Origin of the sequence: Prevotella amnii CRIS 21A-A (assembly GCF_000177355.1) — a bacterium.
GTDB classification, from domain to species: Bacteria; Bacteroidota; Bacteroidia; order Bacteroidales; family Bacteroidaceae; genus Prevotella; species Prevotella amnii.
The window spans coordinates 1-14,679 of sequence record NZ_ADFQ01000064.1 but is presented as its reverse complement, the minus strand read 5'-3'; the positions used below and the strand labels follow the sequence as shown (position 1 = coordinate 14,679).

Here is a 14,679-nt window from a genome sequence, read left to right as displayed (position 1 = left end):
CTACTATTAGTTAGTTGCAATTATTTTTAAAACAGAATAAATATATGAAAAAGTTTAGACTTGTGGATAACATTTTAGGCTGGGTGGCTTTTCTTATAGCTGCTTTTACCTATGTTTCCACTATCGAGCCAACGGCGAGCTTTTGGGATTGCCCTGAATTTATCACAACAGGTTACAAACTTGAGATAGGACATCCTCCTGGGGCTCCTTTTTTTGCAATAACAGCTAATCTTTTTTCACACTTTACCAGTGATCCTACGCAAGTGGCAAGAATGGTAAACACAATGAGTGCTTTGTTGTCAGCTACTTGTATTATGTTTCTTTTTTGGACTATTACTCACCTTACTCGTCGCCTTATAGTGCGTGAGAAAGGAAGTATTTCTTTGCCAAAACTTATTGCAATAGAAGCATCAGGGTTAGTAGGCGCTCTTATTTATACATGGAGTGATACTTTTTGGTTTTCTGCTGTAGAGGGTGAAGTATATGCTTACTCTTCGGCTTTCACAGCAGTAGTGTTTTGGCTTATACTTAAATGGGAGGATAATGCTGATAAGCCACATTCTGATAAATGGTTAGTACTTATAACTTATATGACAGGTCTATCTATTGGTGTTCATTTATTAAACCTTCTTTGTATACCTGCTATAGTTTTAGTATTCTATTATAAGAAATATCCAAATGCTAATCTTAAAGGCTCTCTTATAGCTTTGCTAATATCTATTATATTGGTTGCTGCTGTGCTTTATGGTGTTGTGCCGGGAATTATTACCGTAGGAGGTTGGTTTGAATTGTTCTTTACAAACACCTTGGGAATGCCTTTTAATACAGGTACTATTATTTATATTATTTTATTGATAGGTTCGTTTATTTGGGCTATTTATGAAACTTATCAAAATAGTAATGAGAAGCGTCAGAATATTGCTTTTTTAGTAGCTTTAGCTTTGATAGGTATTCCTTTTGTAGGTTTTGGTTGGAAGGCTTTTTTCACAGGCATTGTGATACTTGTAATAGTCTTTGGTGTATTGCATGTAAAGTGTAAAAGAACCATAGGTGGTAAAAATGGTAGAACACCTCTTATATCTTCTCGTATAAAAAACACAGCGTTGCTATGTATGTTGATGCTTATTATAGGCTATTCTTCATATGCATTAATAGTGATTAGATCTACAGCTAATCCGCCAATGGATCAAAATTCGCCAGAAGATATTTTTACTTTAGGAAGTTATTTGAGTAGAAATCAGTATGGTGATTATCCTTTGCTTTATGGTCAGGCTTATTCAAGTCAGCCTGCAGTAGCTGAAGATGGGCAGCATTACAAGTTTACAAAAGGTGCGCCTGTTTATGAGCGTAAGGAGAAAGCCTCACCTACGGAGAAGGATTCGTATTTTGTTGTCCGCACTAAAGATAAATTGCAATATTCACAGAATATGTTTTTTCCACGAATGTGGGATTATCAACATGCAGGACAATATGAGCAATGGATGGGAGGTATTACAGGTCATGATGTAGATGGTGTGAAGATGCCTACACAAGCAGAGAACATTCGCTTTTTTCTTTCATACCAGTGTAATTTCATGTACTGGAGGTATTTTATGTGGAACTTTGCCGGACGTCAAAATGATATACAGGGGAATGGCGAGCCTGAGCATGGTAATTGGATAACAGGTATACCATTTATAGATAATGCTTTGTATGGTAATCAAAGTTTGATGCCTGACGATTTGAAAGCGAACAAAGGTCATAATGTGTTCTATTGCTTACCTTTACTACTCGGATTAATCGGACTTTTTTGGCAAGCATGGCGTGGAAAACGTGGGATTCAACAATTTTGGGTAGTCTTCTTCCTGTTCTTTATGACAGGTTTAGCTATCGTATTATATCTTAATCAATATCCTGGGCAGCCACGTGAGCGTGACTATGCTTATGCAGGGTCATTCTATGCTTTTTCTATTTGGTGTGGTTTGGGTGTTGCAGCTTTATATGATTGGGCTAAAAAACTTAAAGTGCCTGCAGTAGTATCAGCAGCAGTTGTTAGTATAATATGTTTACTTGTTCCTATTCAAATGGTATCTCAAACATGGGACGACCACGACCGTTCAGGGCGTTATACTTGTAGAGATTTCGGACAAAATTATCTTAACTCACTACAAAAGAAAGGTAATCCTATAATATTTACTAATGGTGATAATGATACTTTCCCTTTATGGTATAATCAGGAGGTAGAAGGTGTGCGTACAGATGTACGTGTATGTAACTTAAATTATCTGCAGACAGATTGGTATATCGACCAGATGCGTCGTCCAGCTTATAACTCTCCAAGTGTGCCTATTAAATGGCGGCGTTTAGATTACGTAAGTGGGACTAACGAAATGATACCAATACAGCCAGGATTAAAGGAGCAGATAAAAGAGTTTTATCATCAAAATCCAGCAGAAGCGAAGAGGGTTTTTGGCAAAGATCCTTTTGAATTGAAGAATATTTTGAGGTATTGGGTACGTTCTAAAGATGATGAAACGCATGTTATTCCTACTGATACTATTTATATGACAATAGATAAAGAAGCGGTAAAACGTAGTGGAATGATGTTGCCTTCAGGCTCTATACCAGATAAGATGATTATTTCGTTAAAAGGTAAAGATGCTCTATATAAGAACGACTTGATGATGCTTGAGATGATTGCGAATACTAATTGGACTCGTCCTCTATATGTAGCAATTACTGTAGGAGGAGAAAATTTCATGAATCTTGGCGACAACTTCATACAAGAAGGTTTAGCTTATCGAATTACTCCATTTACAACTACAGAAAATAACGCAGGTAAGACGTTAAATATTCGCAATTATGATACAGAGAAAACGTATGATGCTGTTATGCATAAGTTTAAATGGGGCGGACTCTCTAATCCTCATTTCTATCTTGATGAAACTATTGCTCGTATGGCTTATACTCACCGACGTGAGGTAGGTCAGTTAGCTTTAAACCTTATAGCAGAAGGTAAAAAGGATAAGGCTTTGAAGGTTTTACAAAAGGTTGATAAAGAAATACCTTTTTCGGTAGTACCATGTGTGTATATGAGTGGTGCTGAAAGCTTAGCAAAAGCTTATTCTTTACTTGGAAAGAAAGCCAAAGCTACCCAAATATATGACAAGCTTTGGAAAAACTCTAAGCAGTACGTCAATTATTATATGAGTCTTAATAGTCGTTATTTTGATATGACGCAAGAGTCATGTAAGATGCATTTCCAAATAATGATGAACATTATTCAGGATAACAAAATGCTCAATTCTTCATGGGCAACGAAACATGCAAAAGAATTAAGTATGCTTATGCAAAACTTTGAGGCATTGGGTGGGGCTTTAAGAGCTTATGGTCAATAGGGAAACAGAGCAGAAATTATAGCCGAGGATAGTTTAAGATAAAGACTATCTCTCGGCTTTTCATTATTTAAATTGTTTATAAAAAAATAATATTATAAATGCTTATAGAACAACCAGCACGATGGCTTAGGCTTTTTTATCCTCATGCTTTATGGCGAATGGACAAGAAAGATCATTCTGTTTATATTACTTTCGATGATGGTCCAATACCAGAAGCAACACCATTCATTCTTGATGTGTTAGATGAGTTTGAAGCAAAAGCGATGTTTTTTGTAGTTGCTGATAATGTAGCAAAGTATCCAGAATTATTTGAAGAGATAAAAAAACGTGGACATATGGTAGGAAATCATACCTATCATCATTTAGGATCTTTTAAGCATTGGACTTTAACTTATGCTATAGATGTTACAAAGGCAGATGCTATAATAAAGTCGCCATATTTTCGTCCACCACATGGCATATTACGCCACACGTTATATTGGTGGATTAAGCAACATTACCGTGTAGTAATGTGGGATCTTGTTACACGTGATTATTCTAAATATCTTACTGCAAAAGATGTTGTAGACAATGTAAAAAGATATGCTCGCAACGGATCTATAATAACCTTTCATGACTCTTTAAAAAGTATTGATAAGCTAAAAACGGCTCTTCCAGAATCGTTGCAATGGCTTAAGGAACAAGGATATGAGTTTAAGCTGTTTCCTAAAGATCCTAAAGATACTTATAACTTTTAGCTGTAAAAAAAGTAGATGAATAGTTATAGGAATAGTTTCATATATAAGAGGAATTATAGATGTATGTTTTCTTATATGTTTATCTAAATTAAGACATTCTGTTTTGTTTTTATAATAATAAAGGGTAGTTGTCTCTTTCTAAAAAAACACTTATTTATATGCTTTCTTCTTATGTAATAAAACAAGAAGCCAAACTGTTAGGATTCTTTGCATGTGGTATGGCAAAGGCTTTACCTGTAGAAGAAAAGGTAGCAAAAGCATATAGAAAATGGATAGATAGTGGTAATGAAGCAGGAATGTTATATATGGCAAATAATGTTGAGAAGCGATTAGACCCTCGTTTGCTTGTGCCCGGAGTAAAAACAATAATATCAGTAGCATTAAGCTATGCGCCTTCTAAAACTATTCCAGATACCGAATACCAAATATCAGTATATGCGCTTGGGCAGGACTATCACACATTGATGAAGGAGCGATTACGTGTTTTTGCAGAAAAGATCTTACCTGTGCCACTATCTGAAATAGGTGATAATGTTGTGAGATGTTTTTGTGATACAGCTCCCGTGTTAGAGCGTTATTGGGCTACTAAGGCGGGATTAGGCTGGATAGGTAAAAACCATCAACTTATCATACCACATGCAGGCTCAATGTTTTTCTTAGGAGAAGTATTTCTTCCCTTTGAAGTAGATATATACGATGAGCCTATAGAGGGTCGTTGTGGTAAATGTCATCGTTGTTTAGATGCTTGCCCTACTAAGGCTATTAGTGAAGATCCTGTATTTAAATCGGATAAATGCTTATCTTATCAGCTTATAGAAAATCGTGGGGAACTGTCTTCTGAGGCAAAAGAGGCTATGGGTAATACTATTTATGGCTGTGATAGGTGTCTTACTTCTTGCCCATGGAATCGTTTTTCTGTACCCACTACAGAGCCTAAATTGCAGCCAAAACCAGAACTTCTCATGATGACTAAGGAAGATTGGCATAATCTTACGGTAGAAGAGTATCGTAAGCTGTTTAAAGGATCTGCTGTAAAGCGTGTGAAGTTTGAAGGACTAAAGAGAAACATTGCAGCTAAAAACAATAAGTAAAAACGTCTGTTTAATATGTTTTTAGCCTCATTATTCGCCCTTAATCATTGTTAGTAACATCTTAAAGCGTTGTGGGGCATAAACAGAATGGCGTGCTCCTTGCGGTATAATAAAGCATTCTCCTTTCTTAATATTATAGGTAATACCTTCTACGTTTAGTGCCATTTCACCATCAACTACTTGTATAAAGGCATCAAAAGGTGCAGAATGTTCTGATAATCTCTGACCTATATCAAAACTAAATATGGTTATATTACCAGAGCTGTTATGCTCTAATTCTTTACTTACAATGCTTCCTTCTGCATAATTTATCATTTCACTAATAGTGAGAACCTTTGCTTTTTCTATCATCTTTGTTATTTATAATTTCTTTTTTTTAAAAAGAGTTTTTCTAATATTGTTATATGTACAATATTTGTGCCAGATGACTAAAAGCAACAAATGTTACTATTTTTTATGTAAGATGAACGATGCAAATGGGTGATGGCTTATTCTTTTTGGGCAAATGTTTGATAAACAAGATAAAACCCATTGCCATTGATAGTAAAACTATTAGCTAAAGCTTCATTTAACGTACCTTGCCAAAACTGCTTCATTGGGTAAATATCCCATTTAAGTCCTTCTGATTTTAGAGAAGTGCAAGAGCAATTAAAAACGCTTACTTGCTGTTTAGGTAAAGAGCTGAATGTATGTTCACCATTAGAAGTATGAAAATATCCATAGTCAGTTATCATTGTTGGTATAATTCCTAATTCTTTATAATAATACATCATTAACGAAATATTACCTATGGTGTGATCTTCTCGTTTACCAGTAGCACCTATGTAACAAAATCGAGGTAGCTGTTTACCAACATGTTCTTTGTCTATATGTGCAAGAGCATATCGAGTAGCTTTTGTCAGATCGTTTTCTTCTTGTTCTTCTATTTGGTGATAAATATCAGAAAAGCGTTGTTTTAAAGTGTTGTTTATAGAGTCGCCATCTCCTATAATAGCAGTTGGTGTAATGTTAAGTTTTAAGAGGTTAGCTAAAGCACCATCACAAACAAAAAGTTTTTTAGCTTGTCTTAATATTTTTATGGGTAAAGAATGCTGTGGGAAATCGCCTGCAGCGAGTATTACAGCATCATAATATATAGGGAAATTATTTATAATATCGTTCATTATATTATTTTTCTTTTTTATTTTTATGGTATTCTGCTTTCCATTTTCTATATCCTATAATAGCTAATATAACATAAAGAGCATATAATCCAGCAGTAAAAGGTATATCTTTATAGGCATAAAGCACAGCTAATTCTATATCTGCTATTATCCAAAACAGCCATTGTTCTATATACTTTTTTGATAAAGCCCAAAGCCCTAAAATACTAACAGCATTACCAAAGCTATCGTAAAGAGGTACGTTAGAATTGGTAAAATGTACTAAAACTGTATAAAGAACAAACCATAGTGCTATAAAAATTACAATAAGAGGTATTAGATAGCGACGTGGTAAATGAGTTATAGCCAGTTTTTTTTGTTTTTCTTTATTAGAAAATTTCCAATAAAGGAATCCATAAAGTCCAGCAATAATATAGTAGACCTGCATTCCAAAATCAGCATAAAGCTGTGCTTCATAGTATACGACGAGATATATTATGGGCATAACGATACCTGTAAGCCATAACCAGATGCTTGCTTTATATTCCTGATAAATATATATTAAACCCACCACAGTCCCTATTATCTCAAGTTTTTGATAGTCGGTAAAGAAACTGTGGAGGGTGTTTAAGATTTCTGTCATGTATGTATAACAATGAGAAATTTTATTAGAACTTCAGAGTTATGTTAGCCATAAAGTTGAATCCTGCCATAGGTACGAATCCTATTTGGGTATAACGATTATCGTTTGTATTATTATGATTTTCGCTTTTCAATATAGAGGTATAAACCCAGCCTGATGCAGCATAATGCTTATTGAATATGTTGTTAAAATAATTGCTAAGAACAATCTCTTTTAATCCAAAAGATTTACGATGGAAACGGAACGTATAACTAACGTTTACGTTAGTCTGGCTATAACAAGGTAATGAGCGTGTAATATTCTCTGTGTTATCAAGATATTGACGGCTCACAAAGTTAGTATGCCAAGTGGCTTTAAAACCTTTATAATGGGCATCTATAAAACCATTTAAGATAGCTGATGGTGAGAAAGCAAGGGTAGAATTATTATAATGTATTTTTTCAAAGCTATTTTCATAATCAACACTTGCCATTTCATCAAAATTTTTTATTTTATTTTTACTTAAAGCAGCATTACCTTCTATAGATAACCATGATAAAGGTTGTACACCAGCCTCAAGCTCTACACCCATACGATAACTTCGCTTAATATTGGTAGTTAGATTTTCGCCAATGTCGCTTTGTTCACCTGTTTGTACAAACTGGTTGTGGTACCACATACCGTAGAAGTTAGCTCCTGCATGCCATATATTTGCCTGATATTGGTAGCCAAGTTCTAAATCGAGTAATTGTTCTGGCTTAGGAGCAGGATACTTACCATTATTTGTAAAGTTGTTACGCTCAGGCTCACGATGTGCCCATGCTAAAGAGGTATATGCTTTATGCCCCTTTTTATAATAGCTTAAACCTATTTTTGGGTTAAGGAAATGGTATTGTTTATCAATGTTTATATTCTGGTTAATGTATCCACCTTTTTCTTTATTTTTATAAAACTTATCATTGACACCATCAGATGTGTAGTTTACGTAGCGGTATTGTACATCAGTGAAAACATTTAAAAAGTTGTTAAAATGGTAGCTTGCCTTAATGTAAGCACTATTGTCTTGCTTAAATGCCTTTGAGTCGTAATATTTATAGTCTACACCATTTGGGCGAAACTTGGCATCAAGTTCCTCATTACCTATATAAGTAAGGTAACCAAAGTGGTTGCAATGAAATTGTTGAAGGTTAATTCCTCCAAGAATATCCCACTTATCGTCTTTATAATTGTTAGTATATACTAAACTATATGTATATTGTTGTAAGCCCTTTCTTCGTACAAAGTCAGATTTCTTTACCTCTTTTCCGTCTGCACCTGTAAAGGTTAATCCAAAATACTTTAGTTTCTTATTCTCTTTAAACTCGTTATAATATCCATAACCATAAGTATAGTGTATTGCTAAGCGATGGCTCCAGTTGTTATTTGGTTTGTATGAAAAAGAGAGAATATTATGGTTTTGATAAAAGTTATCCGTAGTTTTATCCCAATAAGAGCCATCACGCATTTTATAACGATAAGTTTTATAATTGCCATCGGCATCTTTTTCAAACTTTCCATCTTTACCCTTTATTAAGTTTTCATACAAGGTGTTATATTTACCTAAGCCATTCTTGTACATATCTTTATATGTGGTAATTCCTGTACGTTCTTTATAGCTGCCATCTATTAAACTTCCATCACCATTACCTGCTGTTACACCGTTCCAAGCCTGACCAGTTTTTTCAAAATTGCCAATGTTTTTATAGCTTATGCGCAGCCTGTCATTAGGAAGCCACGTTAATCCTCCATAATAAGAACCAGACCTTCCAGCTGTGCCGTGAACAAAACCTTTTGTTCCTGTTTCGTGATATGCCCCATCGAAGATAAATTTGTTTCCTAACAAGCCTGTAGAAAAATTAGTTCCTACAGAATAAGTGTTATAAGACCCATACGAAGTACTTAACTCTAAAGAAGGAACTAACAGTGGGGAAGCTGTAGCTAAAGAGATAGAACCTCCAAAGGCACCATCACCATTTGTAGAAGTTCCTATACCACGCTGTATCTGTACACTACCTAAAAGTGTGGCATACGAATTCATGTTAGCCCAAAAAATAGCTTGATCCTCTGGTGAATTGAGCGAAATGCCATCTAAAGTGACATTTATCCTACTTGCTCCTGCGCCTCTCATGCGCATATATACAGAACCAGTACCTAACCCATTTTCACCCCAAGCTATAATGCCAGGAGTACGAGCAAAGAGAAAAGGAAGCTCTTTACCTTGTTTACTAAAACTTTCTAACTCACTTTTCTTAATATTAGCTACAGCGTAAGGCGCATTCTTTGTTACTCTTACACCGGCAACAACTACTTCGTCGAGCTGTCTACTCTTTAAAGTATCAATCCTGTTTTGTGCCATGAGTCCGCTAACACAAGTAAGTGTGCTAACTAAAAATACCATTCTTTTCATGAATGTAATTTATATTATAATTTAACATTAAAGGGGAAAATGTCCCTACGACGGCATTACCCGTATCAGGTTTATGGGTATAATCTCAGCAAGCCTACACAGGCAAGCACCCCTTAGTTTTATATTTTAAAACCAAGTACAAAGTTAATACTCTTTTTCCGAAAAGCCAAAGAAACGTTAAATAAAATATGTAGAAGATGATTTATAGACTATATACTTAGTATAATCTTATAAATAATACCAGTGTATGTGGCATACACTACTTGTGTAGATGACGTACACCAGTAGTGTAGATGATATACACCAATAGTGTAGATGATGTACATTACTAATATATATGGTACACATTAACAATATGTACCATATACCGAAATGAAAAAAATATTTTCTAAAAAACTTATTGTATAACTAACTTTGATATATTAAAGCCATGAAAAGGCTTTTTTGTAATAAAAACAATATTATATATGTCTTATATTTATTGTTATTTTAGGCGTATCCATGTAGTATTACGTCCTAAAAGGGAAAAACCTATAAATCCCCTTACAACTAAATCGCCATTACTTTTCCTTGTAATCTTGCAGCTATAAGTTTTACCATTTTCAGGATCATATATCTTACCATTGTTCCATACGTCGTTATTTGCATATTTAAAGCCTGTAAGGATTATTTTACCTGCTAATTTCTTTGTACGTTCAGATTTTACAGGATTATTCTTATCTAAAGCATTCTTAGTTATGCTCCAAATGAGCTTGCCGTAATATGTGTTGCCACTCTTTGCTATAGCTATTTTAGCTTTACCGCCTTCGGTTAGATAAGTACCAATGAGTTTGTCTGCTATTGTGGTCTGACCCATTACATTGCAAGTTATTACAAAGAAAAGGCAGAACATAAAATACATCTTCTTCATTCTTATTTGTTTTTGTTTGTTTGAAAGTACATACAAAAGTAATAATTTTTTTCGTAATATCTATGATTTTATATAATAATATTACTTTTTCATATTAAGACATATAACTTAAAGAAAATGCTCCTGAAAGGATAAAATATTTAATAGTTTTGTAAAATACTGATTAAAAGTATAAGTAAATGGCATTAAATAGGAATAGCATGGAAATATAGAAATTGTACTGTAAATGTATTATTTGTTTTTTTTAACGTTACGTGGTAACATTTGTTATAAGCTGATATTTTGCTAAATTATACCTTTGTGATACTATTTTTAAACAGTTTAGTAGTATGATAAATAAAATGAAAGACCATCTTCCTTCTATCGAAATAGAAAGAATGAAGAGCTTATTAGACATTGAAGAGAAATACGAACAGGGTAAAATAACTTTAGAAGAGGGGCGTGAAAGGCTCAGAAACGAAGTAGGTAAAATATATCCCTATCATATTGCCTATATGGAACAGACTTTAAAAGAAGGCAATGAAGATGAATGTGTGCGTGTAGATATGCATAAAGTATTAGAGCTTTTAGAAGGTTTTATGGAGAACAAACGCCCCGAATTAGCTGAGGATCACCCTTTGGCTCATTATTACAAAGAAAATGATGAGATGAGAAAGTTGCTCTTAAAGGTAGAAGATTTAGTGCAATATCCACTTATAAAAAACCAGTGGTTAGAGTTATATGATGATATAAAGCAATATCCTATACACTATAAACGTAAGCAAAATCAGCTATATCCTTTACTTGAGAAGAAGGGGTTTGATCGTCCTACTACAACTATGTGGACTTTTGATGACATAATAAGTGATGAGATTCGTAGTTCAGAACAATTGTTAGAAGCTACAGATGAAGATGCCTTTATAGCTAAACAGCATGATTTGATAGTTCATGCACGAGATTTGATGGAGAAAGAAGAAACTATTTTATATCCTACTGCACTTGCTCTTATCACAAAAGATGAATTTGAAGATATGAAAATAGGAGATCAAGAGATAGGATTTGCTTTTATTAATGTTACTTCGCCAAAACCAGAACCACTTAAAAATACTGCTGCAAAAGAATCATTTGCTACCGATTTACAGAATCTGCTCTCTAAATATGGTTATGGGGTAGGTGAAAATGAAGAGCTTAATGTTACAACAGGCAAGCTGACTTTAAAGCAAATAAATCTTATCTACAAACATCTTCCCATAGATATTTCTTTTGTAGATGAAAACGAATTAGTGAAATTTTATTCTGATACTAATCATCGTATATTTCCTCGTTCTAAGAATGTTATAGGTAGAGAAGTTACTAATTGCCACCCACGAAAGAGTGTACACATAGTAAAGGAAATAGTAGATAAGTTTCGTAAAGGTGAGCAAGATTATGCAGAGTTCTGGATAAATAAGCCTGATGTGTTTATATACATACATTATACGGCAGTGAGAGATGAAAAGGGCAAATTTTGTGGAGTACTTGAAATGATGCAAGATTGTACCCATATTCGTAGTTTAACAGGTTCGCAAACTTTGCTAACATGGGCAGGAGAAGAGGAAAAAAGCTCTACTTCAGAAGAAAAGGTAACAACAAAAGATGTAGTAAAAGGTATAGAAATTACTCCAGAAACTAAGCTAAAAGATATTTTTGAAATATATCCTATGGTGAAAAAAGAGCTTGCCAAGCGTTATCCCTCTTTTAAAATGCTTAATAGCCCGTTAGGGAAAATAATGCTAAAACGTGCTACTATACAGTTGGCTGGTGAGAGGTCTGGGTTGGGAGTTGATAGAATGATAAAACTAATAAAAGATATTATCACAAGTTTATAGATATATTTTCTATGTAAAATATAAAGCAAAAGGTAGCTCTTCTTACTTTTAAAGATTAGCTACCTTTTGTAAAGAAAATATATAAAATATGTGTGTCTATTCTTTATTGGCACGTTTACGCTCGTTGTGATCAAGAATAATCTTGCGCATACGAATATTCTTAGGAGTAACTTCTACATATTCATCTGCTTTAATATATTCCAGACATTCTTCTAAACTCATTACAGTTTTTGGAATAACACGAGCTTTTTCATCTGAACCAGAAGCACGGACGTTAGTAAGCTGTTTGGCTTTTGTTACGTTTACTACTAAATCGTTATCGTGTACATGCTCTCCAACTACTTCTCCGCCATAAACTTCTTCTCCAGAATCGATGAAAAATTTACCACGATCTTGCAGCTTGTCTATAGCATAGGCAAAAGCAGTACCTGCCTCAAGGGCAATCATAGAGCCATTTGTTCGACGAGTTATCTCACCCTTAAAGGGCTGATACTCTTTATAACGATGAGCCATAATAGCCTCGCCCTGACTTGCTGTAAGAACATTGGTTCGTAAACCGATAATGCCACGAGATGGTATTTCAAAAGTAATATTAACGCGATCTCCTTCTGCGTCCATACCTAATAAATCTCCTTTGCGGCGTGTTACCATATCTATCATCTTACTCGAGAAGTCAGATGGTACATTGATAGTAAGCTCTTCTATAGGTTCACATTTTTGCCCATTTATTTCTTTATAGATAACCTGTGGCTGACCAACCTGAAGCTCATAGCCTTCCCTGCGCATAGTTTCAATAAGAACAGAAAGATGTAGCACTCCTCGTCCACTAACTATCCATTTATCTGTACTATTTTCAAAGCTACGAACACGAAGAGCAAGATTTTTTTCTAACTCTTTCTCTAAGCGCTCATTAATATGGCGTGATGTGCAGAATTTTCCTTCTTTACCAAAGAAAGGAGAGTCGTTGATAGTAAAAAGCATGCTCATAGTAGGTTCATCAACAGCGATAGGAGGTAAAGCCTCTGGATTGTCAAAATCGGCAATGGTATCGCCTATCTCAAAGTTTTCTAACCCTATAACAGCACAAATATCACCACTTGTTACAACATCTGTCTTAACATGCCCCATTCCCTCAAAGGTATGTAGCTCTTTTATTTTTGTTCGCTCTTTAGAGCCATCACGATGGCATATAGTGATATTTTGCCCGTTCTTTAAGCTGCCACGGTGAATACGACCAACGGCAATACGACCAGTATATGAAGAATAATCAAGCGAAGTAATGAGCATCTGTGGTGTTCCTTCTAATAACTTAGGAGCAGGGATAGCCTCTACAATTAAGTCGAGTAAGTATTCTATATTATCTGTAGGTTGTTTCCAACTTTTAGCCATCCAACCATTTTTAGCAGAACCATATACAACAGGAAAATTAAGTTGTTCTTCTGTTGCATTAAGATCGCACATAAGATCGAATACCATTTCGTAAACTTCTTCTGGACGACAGTTAGGTTTGTCCACTTTGTTTATTACTACAACAGGTTTTAACCCTATTTCTAAAGCTTTTTGAAGCACAAAACGTGTTTGTGGCATAGGACCCTCAAAAGCATCAACAAGGAGCAAACAGCCGTCTGCCATGTTTAAAACTCGTTCTACCTCACCACCAAAGTCGGAGTGACCAGGAGTGTCGAGAATATTTATTTTAGTTCCTTTCCAATTAATACTAACATTCTTTGAAAGAATAGTAATGCCTCGTTCTCGTTCCAAATCATTAGAGTCGAGTACTTCGTCGCTGTTGTTTTGTCCATCACGGAATAACTTTCCAGCGAGCATCATTTTATCAACCAAAGTGGTTTTACCATGGTCAACGTGCGCAATAACTGCGATGTTACGAATATCTTGCATGAATTTACCTTAAAAAGATTTTTCTTTAAAATCAGATGCAAAAGTACAAATAAAAAGTTGGAAACGTTTGCTATATGCATAAAAAGTTGTACCTTTGCATCGCTTTTTCGGAAAATCCGATGCATTTGATATTGTACCCCGCTGTGATTAATGACGGTAACGCAATAGAAAAATGTAATTGCAACAAACAATTAATCCATTTTAAGACAATGTATTTAAACAAAGAAAAAAAGCAAGAAATCTTTGAACAGTATGGTAAAGCACAAAAAGTAACTGATACAGGTTCAGCAGAAAGCCAAATCGCTCTTTTCTCTTATCGTATTAAAAACTTAACAGAGCATGTTAAGAAAAATCGTAAAGACCATGTTACTACTCGTTCTATAACTCGTTTAGTAGGTAAGCGTCGTGCTCTTTTGAATTATTTGTATAAGATAGACATTGAGCGTTACCGTGCTATTGTAAAAGCTTTAGGTCTTCGTAAGTAAGATATTTGCTAAGAGATAAAAGAGGTTAGGATATGTTTCTAACCTCTTTTTTTTTTGTTCTTATTTTATATAAAATAGTTATCAGCCTAAGTTTGTTTAGGCTAAAATTATGATATATATATT

At 34.5% G+C, this 14,679-nt stretch carries 11 protein-coding genes and 1 riboswitch; of the genes, 5 read left to right on the top strand and 6 right to left on the bottom strand.

Translation table 11 applies throughout. The features are described 5' to 3' along the window. The first annotated feature begins 44 nt into the window (after positions 1-44). The 3 genes from HMPREF9018_RS05675 to queG all read left to right on the top strand — a co-directional run bounded on the left by HMPREF9018_RS05675 (position 45) and on the right by queG (position 5,205). Entirely contained in the window at positions 45-3,377 is a 3,333-nt protein-coding gene (locus HMPREF9018_RS05675) for a glycosyltransferase family 117 protein (protein WP_008449325.1), read from the top strand. Positions 3,378-3,475: 98 nt separating this feature from the next. After that, complete coding sequence (locus tag HMPREF9018_RS05670; protein ID WP_008449306.1) at positions 3,476-4,114, top strand: polysaccharide deacetylase family protein; 639 nt, start codon at positions 3,476-3,478, stop codon at positions 4,112-4,114. A 158-nt stretch (positions 4,115-4,272) separates the two neighbouring features. Further along, a complete protein-coding gene (gene queG, locus HMPREF9018_RS05665; RefSeq protein ID WP_008449251.1) occupies positions 4,273-5,205 on the top strand; it encodes a tRNA epoxyqueuosine(34) reductase QueG in 933 nt (310 codons plus the stop codon). Between the two features lie 30 nt (positions 5,206-5,235). On the opposite strand, the gene HMPREF9018_RS05660 is transcribed toward queG, so the two are convergent. The 5 genes from HMPREF9018_RS05660 to HMPREF9018_RS05640 all read right to left on the bottom strand — a co-directional run bounded on the left by HMPREF9018_RS05660 (position 5,236) and on the right by HMPREF9018_RS05640 (position 10,325). Next, complete coding sequence (locus HMPREF9018_RS05660) at positions 5,236-5,556, bottom strand: cupin domain-containing protein (protein WP_008449351.1); 321 nt, start codon at positions 5,554-5,556, stop codon at positions 5,236-5,238. A gap of 137 nt (positions 5,557-5,693) precedes the next feature. Beyond that, positions 5,694-6,368 carry a thiamine diphosphokinase gene (locus HMPREF9018_RS05655; RefSeq protein WP_008449228.1) on the bottom strand — a complete coding sequence of 225 codons (675 nt, stop codon included), beginning with the start codon at positions 6,366-6,368 and terminating at the stop codon, positions 5,694-5,696. A gap of 4 nt (positions 6,369-6,372) precedes the next feature. Next, positions 6,373-6,990, bottom strand: a complete 618-nt coding sequence (gene pnuC, locus HMPREF9018_RS05650) for a nicotinamide riboside transporter PnuC (protein ID WP_008449314.1) — start codon at positions 6,988-6,990, stop codon at positions 6,373-6,375. Positions 6,991-7,015: 25 nt separating this feature from the next. Then, complete coding sequence (locus HMPREF9018_RS05645; protein WP_008449282.1) at positions 7,016-9,415, bottom strand: TonB-dependent receptor; 2,400 nt, start codon at positions 9,413-9,415, stop codon at positions 7,016-7,018. A 25-nt stretch (positions 9,416-9,440) separates the two neighbouring features. Continuing rightward, a riboswitch (TPP riboswitch) is annotated at positions 9,441-9,539 on the bottom strand. A 360-nt stretch (positions 9,540-9,899) separates the two neighbouring features. Further along, entirely contained in the window at positions 9,900-10,325 is a 426-nt protein-coding gene (locus HMPREF9018_RS05640) for a DUF2147 domain-containing protein (protein ID WP_008449381.1), read from the bottom strand. Positions 10,326-10,654: 329 nt separating this feature from the next. Between HMPREF9018_RS05640 and HMPREF9018_RS05635 the strand changes: the two genes are divergently transcribed. Next, positions 10,655-12,172 (top strand): DUF438 domain-containing protein, encoded by a 1,518-nt coding sequence (locus tag HMPREF9018_RS05635; protein ID WP_008449232.1) that lies wholly within the window; start codon positions 10,655-10,657, stop codon positions 12,170-12,172. A gap of 96 nt (positions 12,173-12,268) precedes the next feature. Here the strand turns inward: HMPREF9018_RS05635 and typA are convergent, their stop codons facing one another. Then, on the bottom strand, positions 12,269-14,071 hold the full coding sequence (typA, locus tag HMPREF9018_RS05630) for a translational GTPase TypA (protein ID WP_008449260.1): 1,803 nt from the start codon (positions 14,069-14,071) through the stop codon (positions 12,269-12,271). A gap of 209 nt (positions 14,072-14,280) precedes the next feature. On the opposite strand from typA, the gene rpsO reads away from it, so the two are divergent. Continuing rightward, positions 14,281-14,556 (top strand): 30S ribosomal protein S15, encoded by a 276-nt coding sequence (gene rpsO / locus HMPREF9018_RS05625; protein WP_008449347.1) that lies wholly within the window; start codon positions 14,281-14,283, stop codon positions 14,554-14,556. Positions 14,557-14,679: the final 123 nt, after the last annotated feature.

What these genes read in the sequence shown, in the direction of transcription:
- HMPREF9018_RS05645 (WP_008449282.1), bottom strand. Translation starts at nt 9,415, where the DNA reads ATGAAAAGAATGGTATTTTTAGTTAGCACACTTACTTGTGTTAGCGGA.
- pnuC (WP_008449314.1), bottom strand. Translation starts at nt 6,990, where the DNA reads ATGACAGAAATCTTAAACACCCTCCACAGTTTCTTTACCGACTATCAA.
- HMPREF9018_RS05670 (WP_008449306.1), top strand. Translation starts at nt 3,476, where the DNA reads ATGCTTATAGAACAACCAGCACGATGGCTTAGGCTTTTTTATCCTCAT.
- HMPREF9018_RS05660 (WP_008449351.1), bottom strand. Translation starts at nt 5,556, where the DNA reads ATGATAGAAAAAGCAAAGGTTCTCACTATTAGTGAAATGATAAATTAT.
- HMPREF9018_RS05675 (WP_008449325.1), top strand. Translation starts at nt 45, where the DNA reads ATGAAAAAGTTTAGACTTGTGGATAACATTTTAGGCTGGGTGGCTTTT.
- HMPREF9018_RS05635 (WP_008449232.1), top strand. Translation starts at nt 10,655, where the DNA reads ATGATAAATAAAATGAAAGACCATCTTCCTTCTATCGAAATAGAAAGA.
- rpsO (WP_008449347.1), top strand. Translation starts at nt 14,281, where the DNA reads ATGTATTTAAACAAAGAAAAAAAGCAAGAAATCTTTGAACAGTATGGT.
- HMPREF9018_RS05640 (WP_008449381.1), bottom strand. Translation starts at nt 10,325, where the DNA reads ATGAAGAAGATGTATTTTATGTTCTGCCTTTTCTTTGTAATAACTTGC.
- HMPREF9018_RS05655 (WP_008449228.1), bottom strand. Translation starts at nt 6,368, where the DNA reads ATGAACGATATTATAAATAATTTCCCTATATATTATGATGCTGTAATA.
- queG (WP_008449251.1), top strand. Translation starts at nt 4,273, where the DNA reads ATGCTTTCTTCTTATGTAATAAAACAAGAAGCCAAACTGTTAGGATTC.
- typA (WP_008449260.1), bottom strand. Translation starts at nt 14,071, where the DNA reads ATGCAAGATATTCGTAACATCGCAGTTATTGCGCACGTTGACCATGGT.